This is a genomic window from Pseudarthrobacter sp. KH_020_B (assembly GCF_057840185.1).
This window is the reverse complement of record NZ_CM174506.1, coordinates 3,428,844-3,449,185: the sequence shown is the minus strand read 5'-3', so window position 1 is coordinate 3,449,185 and position 20,342 is coordinate 3,428,844. Positions and strand designations below refer to the sequence as shown.

Sequence of the window (20,342 nt, the reverse complement as noted above, 5' to 3'; positions counted from 1 at the left end):
CTTAGCAGCCCCGGAACGGCCGGTCGCCTCGCCATGGCGGCCAAAAACCTGAGGCACGCTCCTGTGTCCCAGGAAGATATTGAGAGAAGGACCTTACATTGGCTCCCAAGAAGAAGGTCACCGGCCTCATCAAGCTGCAGATCCAGGCAGGCGCCGCTAACCCGGCCCCGCCGATCGGTCCTGCGCTTGGCCAGCACGGTGTCAACATCATGGAATTCTGCAAGGCGTACAACGCTGCCACAGAGGCCCAGCGCGGAAACGTCATCCCCGTGGAAATCACGGTCTACGAAGACCGTTCCTTCACGTTCATCACCAAGACCCCACCGGCCGCAGAGCTCATCAAGAAGGCTGCAGGCGTTGCCAAGGGTTCACCCACCCCGCACACCGTCAAGGTTGCCAAGCTGACTCAGGCCCAGGTCAACGAGATCGCCACCACCAAGATGGAAGATCTCAACGCCACCAGCCTCGAAGGCGCAGCGAAGATCATCGCCGGTACCGCCCGCTCCATGGGTATCACCGTAGAAGGCTAATAGCCTTCACCGTCGGGAAACCGGCACCACTGAAACATTGAAATGCCGCAGGATCCTTGCAGGATCCTCGGCTGTGGCAGGGCCCAGCGCGGTCCGCAGACCACAACTGCACAAGGAGAAATAAGCAGCATGGCAAAGCGCAGCAAAGCATATGAGGCAGCAGCCGCCAAGATCGACGCGGAGAACCTTTACGCGCCGTTCGAGGCAGTAACGCTCGCCAAGGACACCAACCCGTCCAAGTTCGACGCCACCGTTGAGGTTGCCTTCCGGCTGGGCGTTGACCCTCGCAAGGCTGACCAGATGGTCCGCGGCACCGTTATCCTGCCCCACGGCACCGGTAAGGTCTCCCGCGTCCTGGTCTTCGCAACGGGCGACAAGGCGGAGGCAGCAATCGCAGCCGGCGCCGACTTCGTTGGTTCCGATGACCTGATCGAAAAGATCGCAGCCGGCTGGACCGACTTCGATGCAGCCGTAGCCACACCTGACCTCATGGGCAAGGTCGGCCGTCTTGGTAAGGTCCTGGGTCCCCGTAACCTGATGCCGAACCCGAAGACCGGCACCGTGACCGCTGACGTCGCAAAGGCTGTCAACGACATCAAGGGCGGCAAGATCGACTTCCGCGTCGACAAGCACTCGAACCTGCACTTCATCATCGGCAAGGTCTCCTTCGACGCCATCAAGCTGGCCGAGAACTACGCAGCAGCACTGGAAGAGGTGCTTCGTTTGAAGCCGTCCGCTTCCAAGGGCCGCTACATCCAGAAGGCCACCGTGGCCACCACGTTCGGTCCCGGCATCACCGTCGACCCCAACGTCACGAAGGTCCTGACCGAGGCCTAGTCCTCAACAGCTCTTCAGCCGGTTTGTTCCGGCACACCAAGGACCGTCCGGCACTGCGCCGGACGGTCCTTTGGTTTACCCCGGCAGCCCTACGGTCCCGCTCGACCAGACCGTGCGGATGGTTAGGATGGGGCATGACCGGCCAGCAGCTGATGATCACCGCAGTCGCCATTCCTGCAGCGCTCGACGCCGGGACAGACCAAAGTGCCGACGGCACCGGCGGCGTGACGGACTTCCACGAGTGCCACGCCCTGCGCGAGAAGCACGAGTTGGAGAAATGGGGCGACCTGGACCGCTGCCCCACGCCAATGGAGAGTCTGGAGTACTGGCGCGGCAATGAGTATGAGGAGCGCCGGCTCTTCATAGCGAGGCTGGGCCAGGAAACCGTGGGAACCTGCTCCGTCACCCTGCCCCTCCGCGAGAACACCTACACGGCAGGGATCATGGTGGACGTGGCGGCAGCCTTCCGGCGCCAGGGTTGGGGTCGCCGGCTGCTGGAGCACGCCGAGGCTGTGGCCGTGGAAAGCGGCCGCACTTCCTTGGATGCCTACTGTGAGCTGCCCGCCGGGCCGGTGGAGAACGCGGCCAGGCTGATCCCCGCCAAATCGGGCGCGGGCGGGCTCCCCGCAGATGATCCCGCCGTGGCCTTTGCGGCCGGTGCAGGCTACGAACTTGAGCAGGTGGAGAGGGCCAGCCGGCTCACGCTGCCGGTCCCGGCGAATCAACTCGACACGCTGGAGACGGAGGCGTCGTTACGGGCAACCGGCTACGTCCTGGTGGGCTGGTCGGATACCTGTCCTGACGAACTCGTGGCTGAATATGCAGTCCTCAAGAACCGGATGAGCACGGATGTGCCCATTGCCGGCATGGACTGGGAAGCCGAGGACTGGGACCCTGCCAGGGTCCGGCAGGAGGAGGAGTCGAACAGTCGCAGCGGCCTGCAGAGCCAGGTCGCGGCGGCGCTGCACAGGCCCACCGGCCAGCTCGTCGCCTACACGGTCCTGAACTGGCGGCCGGGCATACCTGCGAGCATTGCCCAGCAGGACACCCTGGTCTCCTCCGGGCACCGCGGGAAGCGGCTGGGACTGCTGATCAAAGCGGCGAACCTCCGCGCCGCCCAGCACCGATGGCCCGCGGCGCGATGGGTCCTGACATGGAACGCCGTGGAAAACCGGCATATGCTGGCGATAAATAATTTGCTTGGATTCAAACCTGCTGGTTATGAGGGCGAATGGCAGAAACGGCTGGGATGACGCACCCGATGGCAGAAGACGTACGGATCGAGCAGCTGTGGATCCCGGACACCCTGGACGCACCTGACGCAGTGGATTTCCTGGCTGCCGTTGAGGTGGGCCGCAAGGTCCGGATGCAGACCTGGGGCACCGATGACCTCGCGTACACACCGCTGGAGAAGCTCCTTGAGCTGGCTGATCCCTATGAGCGCCAGGTCATCCTGGTAGCCAAGGCCGGGGAGCAAATCATCGGTACGGTGGACATCGCCCTGCCCCTGACCGACAACCTGGACATGGCGGAGTTCACCCTGGACATCCTGCCGGAATTCCAGCGCCAGGGCGTGGGCCGCAAGCTGCTCCTCGCGGCTGAACACCTGGCCCGCAGCGAGGGCCGCACGCTGATTCTCGTTGACACCAACCATCCAGGCGCGTCCCTGCACGAGTTTGAGAGGGCCCAGCTGGTGCCGGGTTCAGGCCAGGGCTTTGTGCCGCTGGACAGCCGGGAAGTCGAATTCGCGCGCCGGACCGGCTACACACTCCAGCACATCGAACAGTTCAGCTCCTGTGCACTGCCGCTGGACACCAAACTGGTGGCCGATCTCCAGGTCGAGGCGGATGAAGCCAACAACGGGCGGTACCGGCTCCACCACTGGACGGACCGGTGCCCGGATGAGTGGCTGGAAGCCGTGGCCGTGCTCGAGAACCAGGCGGGCGCCGACGTCGACCCTTCCCTGGAGACCCCCGTTGAGCAGGACATGGTGTTCGACGGCGGCATCCTCCGTGAAGCGGAAGAGGTCACCATCGCGCAGGGGAGGCGGACGGTGGTCACCGCCGTCGAGCATCTGGCCACCGGGGCCCTGGTGGGCCTGACCACCATAAGCGTCCTGGCCCACCGGCCCGATGTGGTGTTCCAGGATGACACCCTGGTCCTGCAGGAGCACCGCGGGAACAAGCTGGGGCTGCTGATCAAGGTGGCCAACATGGAGCGGCTCACCGAACAGTTCCCCGATGCCCGCGTTATCTACACCTGGAACGCGCCGGAGAACAGGTACCTGCTGACCGTGAACCAGCAGCTCGGCTTCACCACGGCCGGCGTGACCGGCATCTGGCAGAAGGAGCTCCCGTACCTGGGGACGAGTAAGAGCTGAGGCCGATTTGGTGCTGCGGCGGCCCGTCCCGTAAGCTTGGACTACCAAAGACCGTCGGTTGTTGGAAATCCACTCTCCTGAACGCAGCTCAACTCTGCAGTTGTGTGCGGGAGGCCAAGTGTATTTCTGGACGAAGGACCCTGAACATAGGGCGGCCGGCGCAGGTGAACGAAGCAACGCTCCACAGTGAAAGCCGTGTTGAGCCAAGCCCCGTGCATCTGCGCGGGGCGTTTTTAGTTTTAGCTCATCTGAGCGGGGACCGTCGCATACCGGCACTATCCCCGGAAGGAGGGTTATGGCAACGCCTACAAAGGTTTCAGCAGTAGCTGAGATCGCTAACGATTTCAAGGAATCGAACGCCGCTGTCCTGACCGAATACCGTGGGCTCACCGTTGCACAGCTCAAGCAGCTGCGTGTTTCTCTCGGCCAGGACACCAAGTTCTCGGTCGTCAAGAACACCCTGACCGCCATTGCAGCCAAGGAAGCCGGTGTCGAAGCATTCGACGGCCAGCTTGCCGGCCCCACTGCAATCGCGTTCATCAAGGGTGACGCAGTTGCAGCTGCCAAGAGCCTGACGGATTTTGCCAAGGCCAACAAGCAGCTGGTCATCAAGACCGGTTACTTCGAGGGCAAGGCACTGAACGCCAGCGAAGTCTCTGCACTGGCAGCGCTCGAGTCCCGCGAGCTGCAGCTCGCCAAGGTTGCAGGCATCCTCAAGGCTCCTGCTGCCGCCGCTGCACGCACGATTGACGCATTGCGCCTCAAGCTTGAAGAAGCGAACGGTGCACCGGCAGCTGCCGAGGCTCCCGCCGCTGAAGAAGCTCCTGCCGCAGATGAAGCCCCCGAAGCAGTTGCAGAAGCTGGTGTTGAGGCACCCGCCGAGGCACCCGCTGCCGAAGAGAACTAGTTTCTCTTCACCCACCAGACTCCGGTGTCAAGGCAATGGCCCAGGCCGCCACGCACCACCTATAGGAAGGACGCCACACCATGGCGAAGCTCACCAACGAAGAGCTCATTGAAGCTTTCAAGGAACTGACCATCATCGAGCTCTCCGAGTTCGTCAAGCTCTTCGAAGAGACCTTCGAAGTTACTGCAGCTGCAGTTGCTGTTGCTGGCCCCGCCGGTGGCGGCGCCGCTGAAGAAGCTGAAGAGCAGACTGAATTCGACGTTATCCTCGAATCAGCTGGCGAAAAGAAGATCGCAGTGATCAAGGAAGTTCGCGCAATCACTTCCCTGGGTCTGAAGGAAGCTAAGGACGTTGTTGACAGCGCCCCGAAGGCTGTTCTCGAAGGCGTCACCAAGGAAGCTGCCGAAAAGGCAATGGAGCAGCTCCAGGCTGCTGGCGCCACCGTTACCCTCAAGTAACTCACGCCGCTTCACGGAAAACCCCGTCCACTTCGGTGGGCGGGGTTTTCCTGCGCTTAACCCAAAGTAGGTCGCACTAACTGTCGTTTTGAGCGCCCATAACGACACTTACTGCTACCTACATGGGGTTGGGGTCCGAGATATCGGCGACGACGGCGCCCAATGCTGCGGTGAGGGCGTCGGCGTCCACAAAGGCGCTGTAGCCGTGTTCGCCGGCGCCCATCGAGACCTTGCGTCCGGCGATGGTGGCGTCCGCGTACACCGGCCAGGCGGTGGTGCTGCCGAGCGGGGTGATGGTCCCGCGTTCGTAGCCGGTCGCGTCCAGGGCCACGTCCGCGGGCGGCAAGGAGAGCTTGTTGACGCCCACCAGGGTCCGCAGTTTTGGCCAGGAGATCTGCCGGTCGCCCGGAATCAGCGCGAACAGGAACGTCCCGTCCTTGTGCTTGACCACCAGGGATTTCACCATGTCCGCCGGCGTGATGCCCAGGATCCCGGCAGCCTCCTCGAGGCTCCGCGCGGCCAGCCGCTCCACAAGTTGCACGTCCAGGCCGTGCGCGGCGGCGTCAGCAAGGAAACGCTGACGTCCGACGGCGGCGCTCCCGTTGTGGACCTGCCCCACCATCAGTCCCTTCCCACTATCAGTCCCGGTACAGCAGGAGCGCTTCGCCCTGGCCGCCGCCGCCGCACAGGGAGACCGCGGCCTTGCCGCTGCCGCGCCGTTTGAGTTCATGGGCCGCATGCAGCGCCAACCGCGCACCGGATGCCCCGATCGGGTGGCCCAGGGCTATGGCACCGCCGTGGATGTTGCACTTCTCCAACGGGTAGTCCAGGTCCTTCAGCGACTGCACCGCGACCGAACCGAACGCTTCGTTAATTTCGATGAAGTCCAGGTCCGCGGTGCTCCATTCCGCCCGCTGCAGGGCGTTCATGATCGCGTGAGACGGCTGCGAATGCAGGGAATTGTCCGGACCGGCAACCTGTCCGGGCTTCCCCACCACAGCCAGGTATTCCAGACCGTTCTCCTCCGCGAACCGGCGCGATGCCAGCACCAGTGCGGAGGCGCCGTCGGACAGGGGAGAGGAGTTGCCTGCGGTGATGGTTCCGTCGCTGACGAAGGCTGCCCGCAGCCCGGCCAGGGACTCGATGGACGTGTTGGGCCGTACGCCTTCATCGGCGGAGACAACGATGGGATCGCCCTTGCGCTGCTTGACGCTGATGGGTGCGATCTCGTCGTCGAAGACGCCGTTCTTCGCCGCCAGCGCCGCACGCTGGTGCGAGTGGGCGGCCACGTTGTCCTGTGAGGTCCGGTCAATGCCCAGCGTCAGGTTCTTGGTTTCGGTGGACAGGCCCATGGACTGGCCGTCAAACGCATCGGTGAGGCCGTCGTGCGCCGCGACATCCAGCGCCTGGATGGCGCCATAGGTCCAGCCCTGGCGGGAACCCGGCAGCAGGTGGGGTGCACGGGTCATGGATTCCTGGCCGCCGGCCACCACCACGGCGGCGTCGCCGCTGCGGATCATCCTGGCGGCGTCGATCACCGCCGTCAGCCCCGACAGGCACACCTTGTTGATGGTGACCGTGGGAACGTTCCAGCCGATTCCCGCTCCGATGGCGCTCTGGCGCGCGGGGTTCTGCCCGGCACCGGCCTGCAGTACCTGGCCCATGATGACGGCGTCCACCTGGCCGGCGTCCACGCCGCTCGCGGCAATCGCGGACCGGATCGCGTGCGCTCCGAGTTCGACGGCGGTGAAGCTCGCCAGTTGCCCGTTGAGCCGGCCCTGCGGTGTGCGCGCACCGGCCAGGATGACCACGTCAGTGTTGTCGTTGGAGTTGCCCATTGTGATCTCTTCCGCTCTGAATCGATGTACTTCCAAGGCTACCGTGAGGCCCGTCACCTATTTATCCAAACGCCGCAGGGGCGTCGATGATTCCATTCGTGCGGGCCGTGCTCAGGTCGTGGCCAGTAGGGGAGAACTACCCATCCGCCGGATGTGCGCGTGCTCGCGGCGGTGCGTAGGGTGGACGGCGAAGACGAAAGAGCAACGCAAAAAACAGGGAGCAGCATCTTGAAGAAAGTCCTCGCCGCGGCAGCCATGGCCAGCCTTGCCGGACTCACCGCCTGCAGCGTTGCCACTCCCGCGCCGGACAGCACTTCCTCAACAGCAGCCCCTACTGCGTCCACCTCCGCACCTTCCACCGCGTCGCCGTCGCGCTCTTCCAGCCCGTCATCCGCGCCTCAGGCGGGCGGCGTGAAGGGAGCCTGCGAGACGTTCAACTCGCTTTACGCCGACTACAAGGCCATCCAGGATGATTCGAACGCCTACGAGGACATCTACTTTGCCGCCGACGACGCCCAGGGCACTGTGGCCGGGAACCTGGTGGGCCTGTTCGCGTCGCTCAAGATCCTCGCCATTGATCACTCGTCGGCAGTTGATAAGGGTGGCGTGCCCGAGCAGGAATCAAAGGATGCCGTGCGTGACGCGGTGTTCGCCAACGCCAACGAATGCACCGCAGCGGGCGTTACGCTGCGGCTCTGACCCGGGCCAGGAGCCAAAAAAATCAGTGCTTGCAATAAGTCCGGTTGTGGGGTAGACACGTAATTGGTTTTGCCGTATCGTAGATATTTGCGTCTTCCCTGTTTACCTTCAGCCTTCATATAGCGGTGGGCTTTGCCTGGCAGCTGACCATCAACGTGCCGTCAACAACGTCATTGTATGGAAAGCCCCGGCCCGGGTCATATAGCGGAACCGGATGGTAGCACTGCGGAGTCATTCCGCAGGGTGCACAGCGGGGGAGATCTGAAAACGCCTGAAGGTCTGTGGAAGGATCCCTCTTGGTCGCCTCGAGCACCTCTAATAACGAAACCGCTAACACCGCCGACAGCACTGATGGTGCCACTCGCCGGCTCTCATTCGCAAAGATTCACGAACCGCTGGACGTTCCGAATCTCCTTGCCCTGCAGACGGACAGCTTCGACTGGCTGGTCGGAAACGAACGCTGGCAGGCACGCGTAGCGAAGGCCGTCGAAGAAAACGATCTCAGCGTCGCCACCTCGTCCGGACTGTCGGACATCTTTGAAGAGATCTCCCCGATCGAGGACTTCCAGGGCACCATGTCCCTGAGCTTCTCCGATCCGGAGTTCGCTGACCCGAAGTACACCATGGCCGAGTGCAAGGACCGGGACGCAACGTACTCGGCACCGCTGTACGTCAAGGCCGAGTTCATGAACAACAACACGGGCGAAATCAAGCAGCAGACCGTGTTCATGGGCGACTTCCCCCTCATGACGGAGAAGGGCACCTTCGTCGTCAACGGCACCGAGCGTGTGGTCGTCTCCCAGCTGGTCCGTTCACCGGGCGCCTACTTTGAGCGCACCGCCGACAAGACCAGTGACAAGGACATCTTCACTGCCAAGATCATCCCGTCCCGCGGTGCATGGTTTGAACTCGAGATCGACAAGCGCGACCAGGTCGGCGTTCGCCTCGACCGCAAGCGCAAGCAGTCCGTCACCGTTCTGCTGAAGGCCCTTGGCTGGACCGAAGGCCAGATCCTCGAAGAGTTCGGCCAGTACGACTCCATGCGTGCAACGCTGGAGAAGGACGCCACCGAGACCCGCGAAGACGCGTTGCTGGACATCTACCGGAAGCTGCGACCGGGCGAGCCGCCCACAGTCGAGGCTGCCCAGTCCCTCCTGGACAACCTGTACTTCAACTCCAAGCGCTACGATCTGGCCAAGGTTGGCCGTTACAAGATCAACCGCAAGCTTGGCATCGACCGCTCCCTTGGCGACAAGGAAGCTTCGGTCCTGCACGTTGAAGACATCGTGGCCATGATCAAGTTCCTGGTTGCCCTGCACGCCGGCGAGAAGACCCTCACGGGCAAGCGCGACGGCCAGGACCACGAGCTGCGCGTCGAAATCGATGACATCGACCACTTCGGCAACCGTCGTATCCGCGCCGTCGGCGAGCTCATCGAGAACCAGGTCCGCACCGGCCTGTCCCGTATGGAGCGCGTTGTCCGCGAGCGGATGACCACCCAGGACGTCGAGGCCATCACGCCGCAGACACTGATCAACATCCGCCCTGTCGTTGCAGCCATCAAGGAGTTCTTCGGAACCTCCCAGCTGTCGCAGTTCATGGACCAGAACAACCCGCTCTCGGGTCTGACCCACAAGCGCCGTCTGTCCGCGCTTGGCCCGGGTGGTCTGTCCCGTGACCGCGCAGGCATGGAAGTTCGAGACGTTCACCCGTCCCACTACGGACGTATGTGCCCCATCGAAACCCCTGAAGGCCCGAACATTGGCCTGATCGGTTCACTGGCATCCTACGGCCGCATCAACCCGTTCGGCTTCATCGAGACTCCTTACCGTCTCGTCGCTGAAGGTGTTGTCTCCGATGAGGTCCAGTACCTCACCGCCGACGACGAGGCAGAGGTCCTGATCGCCCAGGCCAACGCTCCGCTGGATGCGAACAAGAAGTTCGCCGAAGAGACCGTCCTGGTCCGCGCCCGTGGTGGTGGAGGCGAGCCTGTGCTCGTTCCCGCCGGCGAGGTCGAGTTCATGGACGTTTCCCCGCGCCAGATGGTGTCCGTGGCTACGGCCCTGATCCCGTTCCTCGAGCATGACGATGCTAACCGCGCACTCATGGGTGCCAACATGCAGCGCCAGGCCGTGCCGCTGGTCCGTTCCGAGGCCCCGTTCGTGGGCACCGGCATGGAGCGCGCCGCCGCCGTCGACGCCGGTGACGTCACCATCGCCAAGAAGGCCGGTGTGGTTACCGAGGTCTCCGCTGAGCTCGTCATCATGCTCAACGACGACGGTACGGAAACCAACTACCGCATCAACAAGTTCGCACGCTCCAACCAGGGCAACTGCTACAACAACCGTGTCCTGGTCAACGAAGGCCAGCGCCTCGAGGTCGGCGGCATCATCGCCGACGGTCCGGCAACGGACCAGGGCGAACTCGCCCTCGGTAAGAACCTGCTCGTGGCATTCATGTCATGGGAAGGCCACAACTTCGAGGACGCCATCATCCTCTCGCAGCGCATTGTTGCCGAGGACGTTCTTTCCTCCATCCACATCGAGGAGCACGAGATCGATGCCCGCGACACCAAGCTTGGTGCCGAGGAAATCACCCGTGACATCCCCAACGTGTCCGAGGAAGTCCTGGCAGGCCTGGACGAGCGCGGCATCATCCACATCGGTGCCGAGGTTGAAGCCGGCGACATCCTGGTCGGAAAGGTCACCCCGAAGGGTGAAACCGAACTGACCCCGGAAGAGCGCCTGCTGCGTGCCATCTTCGGTGAGAAGTCCCGCGAAGTGCGCGACACCTCCCTGAAGGTTCCGCACGGCGAGTCCGGCACCGTCATCGGCGTCCGCGTCTTCGACCGCGACCAGGACGACGAACTGCCCCCGGGCGTGAACCAGCTGGTGCGCGTCTACGTGGCCGCCAAGCGCAAGATCACCGACGGCGACAAGCTCGCCGGCCGCCACGGCAACAAGGGTGTTATCTCCAAGATCCTCCCGATCGAAGACATGCCCTTCCTTGCCGACGGCACCCCCGTTGATATCGTCCTGAACCCGCTGGGTGTCCCGGGCCGTATGAACGTCGGCCAGGTGCTGGAAACGCACCTCGGCTGGGTTGCCAAGACCGGTTGGAAGATCGAAGGCGAGCCCGAGTGGATGAAGCAGCTGCCGAACCTGCCCCGCGAGAGTGGCCAGACCACTGTTGCAACGCCGGTGTTCGACGGCGCCCGTGAAGAGGAAATCACGGGTCTGCTCGACTCCACCAACGTCACCCGCGACGGCGACCGCCTGATCAACTCCTCAGGCAAGACCCGCCTCTTCGACGGCCGCTCCGGCGAGCCGTTCCCGGATCCGATCTCGGTCGGCTACATGTACATCCTGAAGCTCCACCACCTGGTGGACGACAAGATCCACGCCCGTTCCACTGGCCCGTACTCCATGATCACGCAGCAGCCGCTGGGTGGTAAGGCACAGTTCGGTGGCCAGCGCTTCGGTGAGATGGAAGTGTGGGCGCTGGAAGCTTATGGCGCCGCGTACACCCTCCAGGAACTCCTCACCATCAAGTCGGATGATATCCACGGTCGTGTCAAGGTCTACGAAGCAATCGTCAAGGGCGAGAACATCCCCGAGCCGGGCGTTCCTGAGTCCTTCAAGGTCTTGATCAAGGAAATGCAGTCGCTGTGCCTGAACGTGGAAGTACTCTCCACGGACGGAACCACAATTGAAATGCGTGACTCTGATGACGCAGTCTTCACGGCTGCGGAAGAACTGGGCATCGATCTGTCTCGTGCAGAGCCCAGTTCCGTAGAAGAGGTTTAGCAGGTTGATGTCCGACGGCGGGTGACCACCCGCCGTCGGACATCACCTCCCTCTTCCCGTAACCAAGACTTCAGAATTTAGAGAACAAGAGAGAACAGGGACCATATGTCCAGCGAATCCTCCTTCGGCCTCATGCAGATCGGCCTCGCCACCGCGGATGACATCCGTGGCTGGTCTTACGGCGAGGTTAAGAAGCCGGAAACCATCAACTACCGCACGCTCAAGCCCGAGAAGGACGGCCTCTTCTGCGAGAAGATCTTCGGCCCTTCCCGCGACTGGGAATGCTACTGCGGTAAGTACAAGCGCGTGCGCTTCAAGGGCATCATCTGCGAGCGGTGTGGCGTTGAAGTCACCCGTGCGAAGGTCCGCCGTGAGCGCATGGGCCACATCGAGCTGGCCGCTCCCGTCACGCACATCTGGTACTTCAAGGGTGTTCCGTCCCGTCTGGGCTACCTCCTTGACCTGGCACCGAAGGACCTCGAAAAGGTCATCTACTTCGCTGCCTACATGATCACCAGCGTCGACGCCGACAGCCGCCACGAGGAACTGCCCAACCTGCAGGTTGAGCACGACATCGAGAAGAAGCAGCTGATCGACAACCGCGACTCCGACATCGCCACGATCGCCCGTGACCTCGAAAACGAGATCGCGCGCCTCGAAGGTGAAGGTGCCAAGGCTGCCGACAAGAAGAAGGCCCGCGACTCCGCGGACCGTCAGATGGCCAACGTGCGTAAGCGTGCCGACGCCGAGATCGAGCGCCTCGAGCAGGTCTGGGACCGTTTCAAGAACCTGAAGGTCGCTGACCTCGAAGGCGACGAAGGCCTCTACCGCGAGCTGCGCGACCGCTACGGCATGTACTTCGAAGGCTCCATGGGTGCCGAAGCCATCAAGAAGCGTCTTGAGAACTTCGACATGCAGGCCGAGTCCGACCTGTTGCGCGACATCATTGCCAACGGCAAGGGCCAGCGCAAGACCCGCGCCCTGAAGCGCCTGAAAGTGGTCAACGCGTTCCTGACCACCAACAACAGCCCGCTCGGCATGGTGCTGGACGCTGTCCCGGTGATCCCGCCGGAACTGCGCCCGATGGTCCAGCTGGACGGTGGCCGTTTCGCGACCTCCGACCTCAACGACCTCTACCGTCGTGTGATCAACCGCAACAACCGCCTCAAGCGCCTGCTTGACCTCGGTGCCCCGGAGATCATCGTCAACAACGAGAAGCGCATGCTTCAGGAAGCTGTTGACAGCCTCTTCGACAACGGCCGTCGCGGCCGTCCGGTCACCGGTCCTGGCAACCGTCCGCTGAAGTCCCTGAGCGACATGCTCAAGGGCAAGCAGGGCCGTTTCCGCCAGAACCTCCTCGGCAAGCGCGTTGACTACTCCGGCCGTTCGGTCATCGTCGTCGGCCCGCAGCTGAAGCTGCACCAGTGTGGCCTGCCCAAGCAGATGGCACTGGAGCTCTTCAAGCCGTTCGTGATGAAGCGCCTGGTTGACCTCAACCACGCCCAGAACATCAAGTCGGCCAAGCGTATGGTCGAGCGTTACCGTCCGCAGGTCTGGGACGTGCTGGAAGAGATCATCACCGAACACCCGGTACTGCTCAACCGTGCACCTACCCTGCACCGCCTTGGCATCCAGGCGTTCGAACCGCAGCTTGTTGAAGGTAAGGCAATCCAGCTCCACCCGCTGGTTTGTGGCGCCTTCAACGCTGACTTCGACGGCGACCAGATGGCAGTCCACCTGCCGCTGAGCCCCGAGGCCCAGGCTGAGGCACGCATCCTGATGCTGTCCTCGAACAACATCCTGAAGCCGTCCGACGGCCGTCCGGTCACCCTGCCTTCGCAGGATATGATCATCGGCCTCTACCACCTGACCACCAAGCGTGTTGGTTCAGCTGGCGAAGGCCGCGTCTTCTCCTCGGTTGCCGAAGCCATCATGGCCTACGACCTCCGCGAGCTGCACTTGAACTCGCAGGTCAAGATCCGTCTCGAAGGATTCGTTCCGTACGCAGGCTGGGAAGCTCCGGAAGGCTGGGAAGCCGGCCAGCCGGTGCTCGTCCAGACCTCCCTCGGACAGGTCATCTTCAACCAGACGCTGCCGGCGGATTACCCGTGGGTTGAGAACGTTGCGGACAAGGGCGAACTGTCCACGATCGTCAACGATCTCGCCGAGCGCTACCCGAAGGTGGTCACGGCGGCAACGCTGGACAACCTGAAGGACGCCGGTTTCTACTGGGCCACCCGCTCGGGCGTTACCGTCGCCATCTCGGACATCGAGGTACCCAAGGACAAGCCGCGGATCCTCGCCGGCTACGAAACCATGGCTGCCAAGATCCAGGGCCAGTACGACAAGGGCCTGATCGACGACGACGAGCGTCGCCAGGAACTGATCGAGATCTGGAACAAGGCAACCAACGAGATCGCCCAGGTCATGCGTGACAACCTGTCGCCGATGAACACCATCAACCGCATGGTGTCCTCCGGTGCACGTGGTAACTGGATGCAGGTCCGTCAGATCGCGGGTATCCGTGGCCTGGTGGCCAACCCTAAGGGTGAAATCATCCCGCGTCCCATCAAGTCCTCCTACCGCGAGGGCCTGTCGGTGCTGGAATACTTCATCGCCACGCACGGTGCCCGTAAGGGTCTGGCTGACACCGCGCTGCGTACCGCCAACTCGGGTTACCTGACCCGTCGTCTGGTGGACGTATCGCAGGACGTCATCGTTCGCGAAGAGGACTGCGGCACCGAGCGCGGCTTGGTCACGGCAATCGCCGTACCGAACGCCAACGGCGAGCTTGTCCTGGACGAGAACGTCGAGAACAGCGCCTACGCCCGTACGCTCGCTGTTGATGTTGTTGACTCCAAGGGCAATGTCCTTGCAGCCGGCGGCACCGACTGCGGCGACGTCGTTATCGCTGAGCTGTTCGCAGCCGGCATCACCGAGGTCAAGGTCCGCTCCGTACTCACCTGTGAGTCCAGCGTCGGCACCTGCGCCCTGTGCTACGGCCGTTCACTGGCCACCGGCAAGACCGTGGACATCGGCGAGGCCGTCGGCATCATCGCCGCACAGTCCATCGGCGAGCCCGGTACCCAGCTGACCATGCGTACGTTCCACACCGGTGGTGCTGTTTCCGCCAGCGGTGGCGACGACATCACCCAGGGTCTGCCCCGTATCCAGGAGCTCTTCGAAGCCCGTACTCCGAAGGGTGTCGCACCGATTGCTGAAGCAGCCGGCCGCATCGCCATCGAAGAGTCCGAGCGTCAGATGCGCCTGGTCATCACCCCGGATGACGGGTCCGAAGAGATCGCCTACCCGGTACTGCGCCGTTCACGCCTCCTCATCGAGGATGGCGAGCACGTCACAGTAGGCCAGAAGCTCATCAACGGTCCGGTGGATCCCAAGCAGGTTCTGCGCATCATGGGTCCCCGTGCCGCGCAGAAGTTCCTGGTGGACGAGGTCCAGGGCGTGTACCGCAGCCAGGGCATCGGTATCCACGACAAGCACGTCGAGGTTATCGTCCGCCAGATGCTGCGCCGCGTCACGGTCATCGAGTCCGGCGAATCGGATCTGCTCCCCGGCGAGCTCGCCGAGCGCAGCCGCTTCGAGGAGGCCAACCGCCGCGTTGTGTCCGAGGGCAAGACTCCGGCTTCCGGACGTCCTGAGCTCATGGGCATCACCAAGGCGTCCCTGGCCACCGAGTCCTGGCTGTCGGCAGCTTCCTTCCAGGAGACCACCCGCGTCCTGACGCAGGCGGCCATGGAAGGCAAGAGCGACCCGCTGCTTGGCCTCAAGGAGAACGTCATCATCGGTAAGCTGATCCCGGCCGGCACGGGTCTCCCGCGCTACACCGAGGTCACCGTGGAGCCCACTGAGGAAGCGAAGGCCAACCTGTTCACCGGCCCCAGCGCATTCAGTGACTTCTCGTACGACTCCCTGGGCGGCGACGGAGCTCCTGAGTTCCACGCCATCCCGCTGGATGACTACGATCTCGGCAACGATTTCCGCTAGTCGATTGCGTTGAAAGGCCCCGCTTCCACTCTGTGGAGGCGGGGTCTTTCGTCTACACCCGATTAAGGGCCCGGGTCCAGCCGTGCTAAACTTTGTGTAATTGTTCTGTGTGGCAGTGGATGAAGGCCGCCGCAGCATCATTTTGGTTTTGTTCTCATGATGCTGGGTGGAGCTTGTTTCCGGGTTGCGGGTAAGGTGCGCAACGAATGCCACGCTTTTGCACGCCTACGCAAGTTTCCAGAGGCCGCAGCTGCAAGGAACAACGCCAAAACCATTGTGCTCAGGCTGGCGCCTGAGTGTGAAGGTAGAGATCAAACCAACGGAGAACACGAGAGTGCCTACGATTAACCAGCTGGTCCGCAAGGGCCGCACGCCTAAGGTCAAAAAGACCAAGGCTCCCGCGCTTAACGGCAGCCCGATGCGCCGCGGTGTTTGCACCCGCGTTTACACCACCACCCCCAAGAAGCCGAACTCGGCTCTTCGTAAGGTTGCACGTGTGCGCCTCAACGGTGGCGTTGAAGTTACCGCTTACATCCCCGGTGTAGGCCACAACCTGCAGGAGCACTCCATTGTGCTCGTTCGCGGTGGTCGCGTGAAGGACCTCCCCGGTGTCCGTTACAAGATCGTCCGTGGCGCCCTCGATACCCAGGGTGTGAAGAACCGTAAGCAGGCACGCAGCCGCTACGGCGCAAAGATGGAGAAGAAGTAATATGCCTCGCAAGGGTCCGGCCCCCAAGCGGCCGCTCGTACTAGATCCCGTTTACGGCTCCCCGCTGGTTACCCAGCTGATCAACAAGGTGCTGGTTGACGGTAAGAAGTCCACCGCAGAGCGCATTGTTTACGGTGCCCTCGAAGGCGCCCGCGCCAAGTCCGGCGGCGACCCCGTAGCAGCCCTCAAGAAGGCCATGGAGAACGTCAAGCCTTCCCTCGAGGTCCGCTCACGCCGCGTTGGCGGCGCCACCTACCAGGTTCCGGTTGAGGTCAAGCCGGGCCGCTCCACCGCCCTCGCCCTGCGTTGGCTGGTTGGCTACTCCAAGGCCCGCCGTGAAAAGACCATGACCGAGCGCCTCCAGAACGAAATCCTGGATGCCTCCAACGGTCTCGGTGCCGCTGTGAAGCGTCGCGAAGACACCCACAAGATGGCCGAGTCCAACAAGGCCTTCGCACACTACCGCTGGTAATACTTCCCGGACGCCGCCGGCTCGACTGAGCCGGCGGCGAACGTGTAGTCCATCCGAAAGGGAGACACCGTGGCACAGGACGTGCTTACAGACCTTAGTAAGGTCCGCAACATCGGCATCATGGCCCACATTGATGCCGGCAAGACCACCACCACCGAGCGCATTCTGTTCTACACAGGTGTGAACCACAAGATCGGCGAAACGCACGACGGCGCTTCGACCACTGACTGGATGGAACAGGAAAAGGAACGCGGCATCACCATCACGTCTGCCGCCGTGACCTGCTTCTGGGAAAACAACCAGATCAACATCATCGACACCCCCGGCCACGTTGACTTCACCGTCGAGGTTGAGCGCTCACTGCGCGTCCTCGATGGCGCTGTCGCCGTCTTCGATGGCAAGGAAGGCGTTGAGCCGCAGTCCGAGACTGTTTGGCGCCAGGCTGACAAGTACAACGTCCCGCGCATCTGCTTCGTCAACAAGATGGACAAGCTCGGCGCTGACTTCTACTTCACCGTCGACACCATCATTGGCCGCCTCGGTGCCAAGCCGCTCGTAATGCAGCTGCCGATCGGAGCCGAGAACGACTTCATCGGCGTCGTCGACATCCTGGAAATGCGCGCGCTGGTCTGGCCGGGCGACTCCAAGGGTGACGTCACCATGGGTGCCAAGTACGAGGTCCAGGAGATCCCGGCTGACCTCAAGGAAAAGGCTGAAGAGTACCGCGCAGCGCTCGTTGAGACCGTTGCTGAGTCCTCCGAAGAGCTCATGGAGAAGTACCTCGAAGGCGAAGAGATTTCCGTCGAGGAACTCAAGGCTGGCATCCGCAAGATGACCATCAACTCCGAGCTCTACCCGGTCTTCTGTGGTTCCGCGTTCAAGAACCGTGGCGTTCAGCCGATGCTCGATGCTGTCATCGACTACCTGCCGAACCCGCTCGACGTCCCGCCGATGATCGGTCACGATCCCCGCGACGAAGAGAAGGAAATCGTCCGCGCGCCTTCCTCCGAGGAGCCGTTCTCGGCTCTGGCGTTCAAGATCGCCGCGCACCCGTTCTTCGGCCAGCTCACCTTCATCCGCGTGTACTCCGGTCACGTGGAAGCAGGCGCACAGGTGGTCAACTCCACCAAGGGCAAGAAGGAGCGCATCGGCAAGCTGTTCCAGATGCACGCCAACAAGGAAATGCCCGTTGAGGGCGCTACCGCCGGCCACATCTACGCAGCGATCGGTCTGAAGGACACCACCACGGGCGACACCCTGTGCGACTCCGCCAACCAGATCGTCCTCGAGTCCATGAGCTTCCCGGAGCCCGTGATCTCTGTTGCCATCGAGCCGAACACCAAGGGTGACCAGGAGAAGCTCTCGACGGCCATCCAGAAGCTCTCCGCTGAGGACCCGACCTTCCAGGTCTCCCTCAACGAAGACACCGGTCAGACCATCATCGCCGGCATGGGCGAGCTCCACCTGGACATCCTGGTGGACCGCATGCGCCGCGAATTCAAGGTCGAGGCAAACGTCGGCAAGCCGCAGGTCGCGTACCGCGAAACCATCAAGAATGTTGTTGCGCGTCACGACTACACGCACAAGAAGCAGACCGGTGGTTCGGGCCAGTTCGCGAAGATCCAGATTGCCATTGGGCCGCTGGACACTTCCGAGGGCGAGCTGTACGAGTTCGAGAACAAGGTGACCGGTGGCCGTATTCCTCGCGAATACATCCCGTCGGTTGACGCTGGTATCCAGGATGCACTGAACGACGGCGTCCTGGCCGGCTACCCGGTTGTTGGCATCAAGGCGACGCTGATTGACGGCGCTTACCACGATGTTGACTCCTCGGAAATGGCGTTCAAGATCGCCGGCCGTATGGCTTTCAAGGAAGCCGCACGCAAGGCGAACCCTGTCCTGCTCGAACCGCTGATGGATGTAGAGGTCCGCACCCCTGAGGAATACATGGGTGAAGTTATCGGTGACCTCAACTCCCGCCGTGGCCAGATGCAGTCCATGGAAGATGCACAGGGTGTCAAGGTCATCCGTGCGCACGTCCCGCTGTCCGGCATGTTCGGCTACATCGGTGACCTGCGTTCCAAGACCCAGGGCCGCGCTGTGTACTCCATGACGTTCCACAGCTACGCCGAGGTCCCGAAGGCATTTGCCGACGAGATCATCCAGAAGAACCGCGGCGAGTAGTCTTTTTCGACTTTCGCAGCAAAAAACTCGGGTGCGTTTCCGGTTGACGGAAGCTCACCTGGTGCAGGTGGCCGGGTCCGGTCAAGCCGGGCCCCGGCCATCTGCACGAACAGGCTCGAGGGACTAGTATTAGTTCCTGAATCTGCAATTTCACCAATCCAAAGCCCCCCAAGTAGACTTGCCTGAGTTTCTGCCGCGATCAGCGCGGTTGAAGGGTAAGTCATTTGAAAACGTTCTAGGAGGAACCTGTGGCAAAGGCAAAGTTCGAGCGGACTAAGCCGCACGTCAACATCGGCACCATTGGTCACGTTGACCACGGTAAGACGACGCTGACTGCCGCCATTTCCAAGGTGCTGTACGACAAGTACCCGACTCTCAACGAGCAGCGCGACTTCGCGTCGATTGACTCTGCTCCGGAAGAGCGCCAGCGTGGTATCACGATCAACATTTCCCACGTTGAGTACCAGACCGAGAAGCGCCACTACGCACACGTAGACGCTCCGGGTCACGCTGACTACATCAAGAACATGATCACCGGTGCTGCACAGATGGACGGTGCAATCCTCGTGGTTGCCGCCACTGACGGCCCGATGGCTCAGACCCGCGAGCACGTTCTGCTTGCCCGCCAGGTTGGCGTTCCCTACCTGCTGGTTGCGCTGAACAAGTCGGACATGGTTGACGACGAAGAACTGCTGGACCTCGTTGAAATGGAAGTTCGTGAGCTGCTTTCGGCTCAGGGCTTCGATGGCGATGAAGCTCCGGTTGTTCGCGTTTCCGGCCTGAAGGCCCTCGAAGGCGACCCCATCTGGGTCAAGTCCGTCGAGGACCTCATGGCAGCCGTTGACGAGTCCGTTCCGGACCCCGTACGTGACCGTGACAAGCCGTTCCTGATGCCGATCGAAGATGTCTTCACGATCACCGGCCGTGGCACCGTTGTAACGGGCCGCGCCGAGCGTGGAACCCTCGCCATCAACTCCGAGGTCGAGATCGTGGGCATCCGACCGATCCAGAAGACCACGGTTACCGGTATCGAGATGTTCCACAAGCAGCTCGACGAAGCATGGGCCGGCGAGAACTGTGGCCTCCTGCTCCGCGGTCTGAAGCGTGATGACGTAGAGCGTGGCCAGGTTGTCGTCAAGCCGGGTTCCATTACCCCGCACACCGACTTCGAGGCCAACGTCTACATCCTTTCCAAGGACGAAGGCGGACGTCACAACCCGTTCTACTCGAACTACCGCCCGCAGTTCTACTTCCGCACCACGGACGTAACCGGCGTTATCACCCTGCCGGAAGGCACGGAAATGGTTATGCCTGGCGACAACACTGAGATGACCGTTGCGCTCATCCAGCCCATCGCCATGGAAGAGGGCCTCGGCTTCGCTATCCGCGAAGGCGGCCGCACCGTTGGTTCAGGACGCGTTACCAAGATCATCAAGTAATTTACTTGTTGATTACGGAGCCGACGGCCGTCTGACGGCCTGACGCAAAGTTTGGAACAGCCCCGCTGCTAGTGCAGC

15 protein-coding genes are annotated in these 20,342 nt (G+C 62.3%); 13 read left to right on the top strand and 2 right to left on the bottom strand.

Features of this window, described 5'->3' with window-relative positions; translation table 11 throughout:
• The first annotated feature begins 98 nt into the window (after positions 1–98).
• The 6 genes from rplK (at position 99) to rplL (ending at position 5,112) form a co-directional block, all read left to right on the top strand.
• Positions 99–530 (top strand): 50S ribosomal protein L11, encoded by a 432-nt coding sequence (rplK, locus tag AC3IT0_RS15930; protein ID WP_024365990.1) that lies wholly within the window; start codon positions 99–101, stop codon positions 528–530.
• A gap of 129 nt (positions 531–659) precedes the next feature.
• Positions 660–1,367: a 50S ribosomal protein L1 gene (gene rplA, locus AC3IT0_RS15925; RefSeq protein WP_489320667.1), complete on the top strand. Its 708-nt coding sequence runs from the start codon at positions 660–662 to the stop codon at positions 1,365–1,367.
• Positions 1,368–1,501: 134 nt separating this feature from the next.
• Entirely contained in the window at positions 1,502–2,620 is a 1,119-nt protein-coding gene (locus AC3IT0_RS15920; RefSeq protein WP_489320666.1) for a GNAT family N-acetyltransferase, read from the top strand.
• 8 nt (positions 2,621–2,628) lie between these two features.
• Positions 2,629–3,747: a GNAT family N-acetyltransferase gene (locus AC3IT0_RS15915; protein WP_489323822.1), complete on the top strand. Its 1,119-nt coding sequence runs from the start codon at positions 2,629–2,631 to the stop codon at positions 3,745–3,747.
• A gap of 295 nt (positions 3,748–4,042) precedes the next feature.
• On the top strand, positions 4,043–4,654 hold the full coding sequence (gene rplJ, locus AC3IT0_RS15910; RefSeq protein ID WP_354250539.1) for a 50S ribosomal protein L10: 612 nt from the start codon (positions 4,043–4,045) through the stop codon (positions 4,652–4,654).
• A gap of 80 nt (positions 4,655–4,734) precedes the next feature.
• Positions 4,735–5,112, top strand: a complete 378-nt coding sequence (gene rplL / locus AC3IT0_RS15905; RefSeq protein ID WP_463857429.1) for a 50S ribosomal protein L7/L12 — start codon at positions 4,735–4,737, stop codon at positions 5,110–5,112.
• Between the two features lie 118 nt (positions 5,113–5,230).
• On the opposite strand, the gene AC3IT0_RS15900 is transcribed toward rplL, so the two are convergent.
• Both AC3IT0_RS15900 and AC3IT0_RS15895 read right to left on the bottom strand, forming a co-directional pair.
• The gene (locus AC3IT0_RS15900; protein ID WP_489320665.1) at positions 5,231–5,734 is read right to left on the bottom strand and encodes an aminoacyl-tRNA deacylase; all 504 of its coding nucleotides are present in this window, start codon (positions 5,732–5,734) and stop codon (positions 5,231–5,233) included.
• A gap of 16 nt (positions 5,735–5,750) precedes the next feature.
• Positions 5,751–6,950 (bottom strand): acetyl-CoA C-acetyltransferase, encoded by a 1,200-nt coding sequence (locus AC3IT0_RS15895; protein WP_489320664.1) that lies wholly within the window; start codon positions 6,948–6,950, stop codon positions 5,751–5,753.
• Positions 6,951–7,178: 228 nt separating this feature from the next.
• Here AC3IT0_RS15895 and AC3IT0_RS15890 point away from each other — a divergent pair, with 228 nt between their 5' ends.
• The 7 genes from AC3IT0_RS15890 (at position 7,179) to tuf (ending at position 20,264) form a co-directional block, all read left to right on the top strand.
• A complete protein-coding gene (locus tag AC3IT0_RS15890; RefSeq protein WP_489320663.1) occupies positions 7,179–7,649 on the top strand; it encodes a hypothetical protein in 471 nt (156 codons plus the stop codon).
• Between the two features lie 296 nt (positions 7,650–7,945).
• On the top strand, positions 7,946–11,455 hold the full coding sequence (gene rpoB, locus AC3IT0_RS15885; protein ID WP_489320662.1) for a DNA-directed RNA polymerase subunit beta: 3,510 nt from the start codon (positions 7,946–7,948) through the stop codon (positions 11,453–11,455).
• A gap of 105 nt (positions 11,456–11,560) precedes the next feature.
• Entirely contained in the window at positions 11,561–15,460 is a 3,900-nt protein-coding gene (locus AC3IT0_RS15880; RefSeq protein ID WP_489320661.1) for a DNA-directed RNA polymerase subunit beta', read from the top strand.
• Positions 15,461–15,794: 334 nt separating this feature from the next.
• Positions 15,795–16,169, top strand: coding sequence for a 30S ribosomal protein S12 (rpsL, locus tag AC3IT0_RS15875; RefSeq protein ID WP_011692814.1), 375 nt, complete (start codon positions 15,795–15,797; stop codon positions 16,167–16,169).
• A gap of 1 nt (position 16,170) precedes the next feature.
• Entirely contained in the window at positions 16,171–16,641 is a 471-nt protein-coding gene (gene rpsG / locus AC3IT0_RS15870) for a 30S ribosomal protein S7 (protein WP_011692813.1), read from the top strand.
• Positions 16,642–16,710: 69 nt separating this feature from the next.
• Complete coding sequence (gene fusA / locus AC3IT0_RS15865; RefSeq protein ID WP_489320660.1) at positions 16,711–18,825, top strand: elongation factor G; 2,115 nt, start codon at positions 16,711–16,713, stop codon at positions 18,823–18,825.
• 248 nt (positions 18,826–19,073) lie between these two features.
• Positions 19,074–20,264, top strand: coding sequence for an elongation factor Tu (gene tuf / locus AC3IT0_RS15860; protein ID WP_058931716.1), 1,191 nt, complete (start codon positions 19,074–19,076; stop codon positions 20,262–20,264).
• Positions 20,265–20,342: the final 78 nt, after the last annotated feature.

Excerpts from the sequence above, each read along its gene's own strand:
- AC3IT0_RS15915 (WP_489323822.1), top strand. The coding sequence starts at position 2,629 with ATGGCAGAAGACGTACGGATCGAGCAGCTGTGGATCCCGGACACCCTG.
- AC3IT0_RS15880 (WP_489320661.1), top strand. The coding sequence starts at position 11,561 with ATGTCCAGCGAATCCTCCTTCGGCCTCATGCAGATCGGCCTCGCCACC.
- rplJ (WP_354250539.1), top strand. The coding sequence starts at position 4,043 with ATGGCAACGCCTACAAAGGTTTCAGCAGTAGCTGAGATCGCTAACGAT.
- AC3IT0_RS15920 (WP_489320666.1), top strand. The coding sequence starts at position 1,502 with ATGACCGGCCAGCAGCTGATGATCACCGCAGTCGCCATTCCTGCAGCG.
- rpsG (WP_011692813.1), top strand. The coding sequence starts at position 16,171 with ATGCCTCGCAAGGGTCCGGCCCCCAAGCGGCCGCTCGTACTAGATCCC.
- rplL (WP_463857429.1), top strand. The coding sequence starts at position 4,735 with ATGGCGAAGCTCACCAACGAAGAGCTCATTGAAGCTTTCAAGGAACTG.
- AC3IT0_RS15900 (WP_489320665.1), bottom strand. The coding sequence starts at position 5,734 with ATGGTGGGGCAGGTCCACAACGGGAGCGCCGCCGTCGGACGTCAGCGT.
- AC3IT0_RS15895 (WP_489320664.1), bottom strand. The coding sequence starts at position 6,950 with ATGGGCAACTCCAACGACAACACTGACGTGGTCATCCTGGCCGGTGCG.
- rplA (WP_489320667.1), top strand. The coding sequence starts at position 660 with ATGGCAAAGCGCAGCAAAGCATATGAGGCAGCAGCCGCCAAGATCGAC.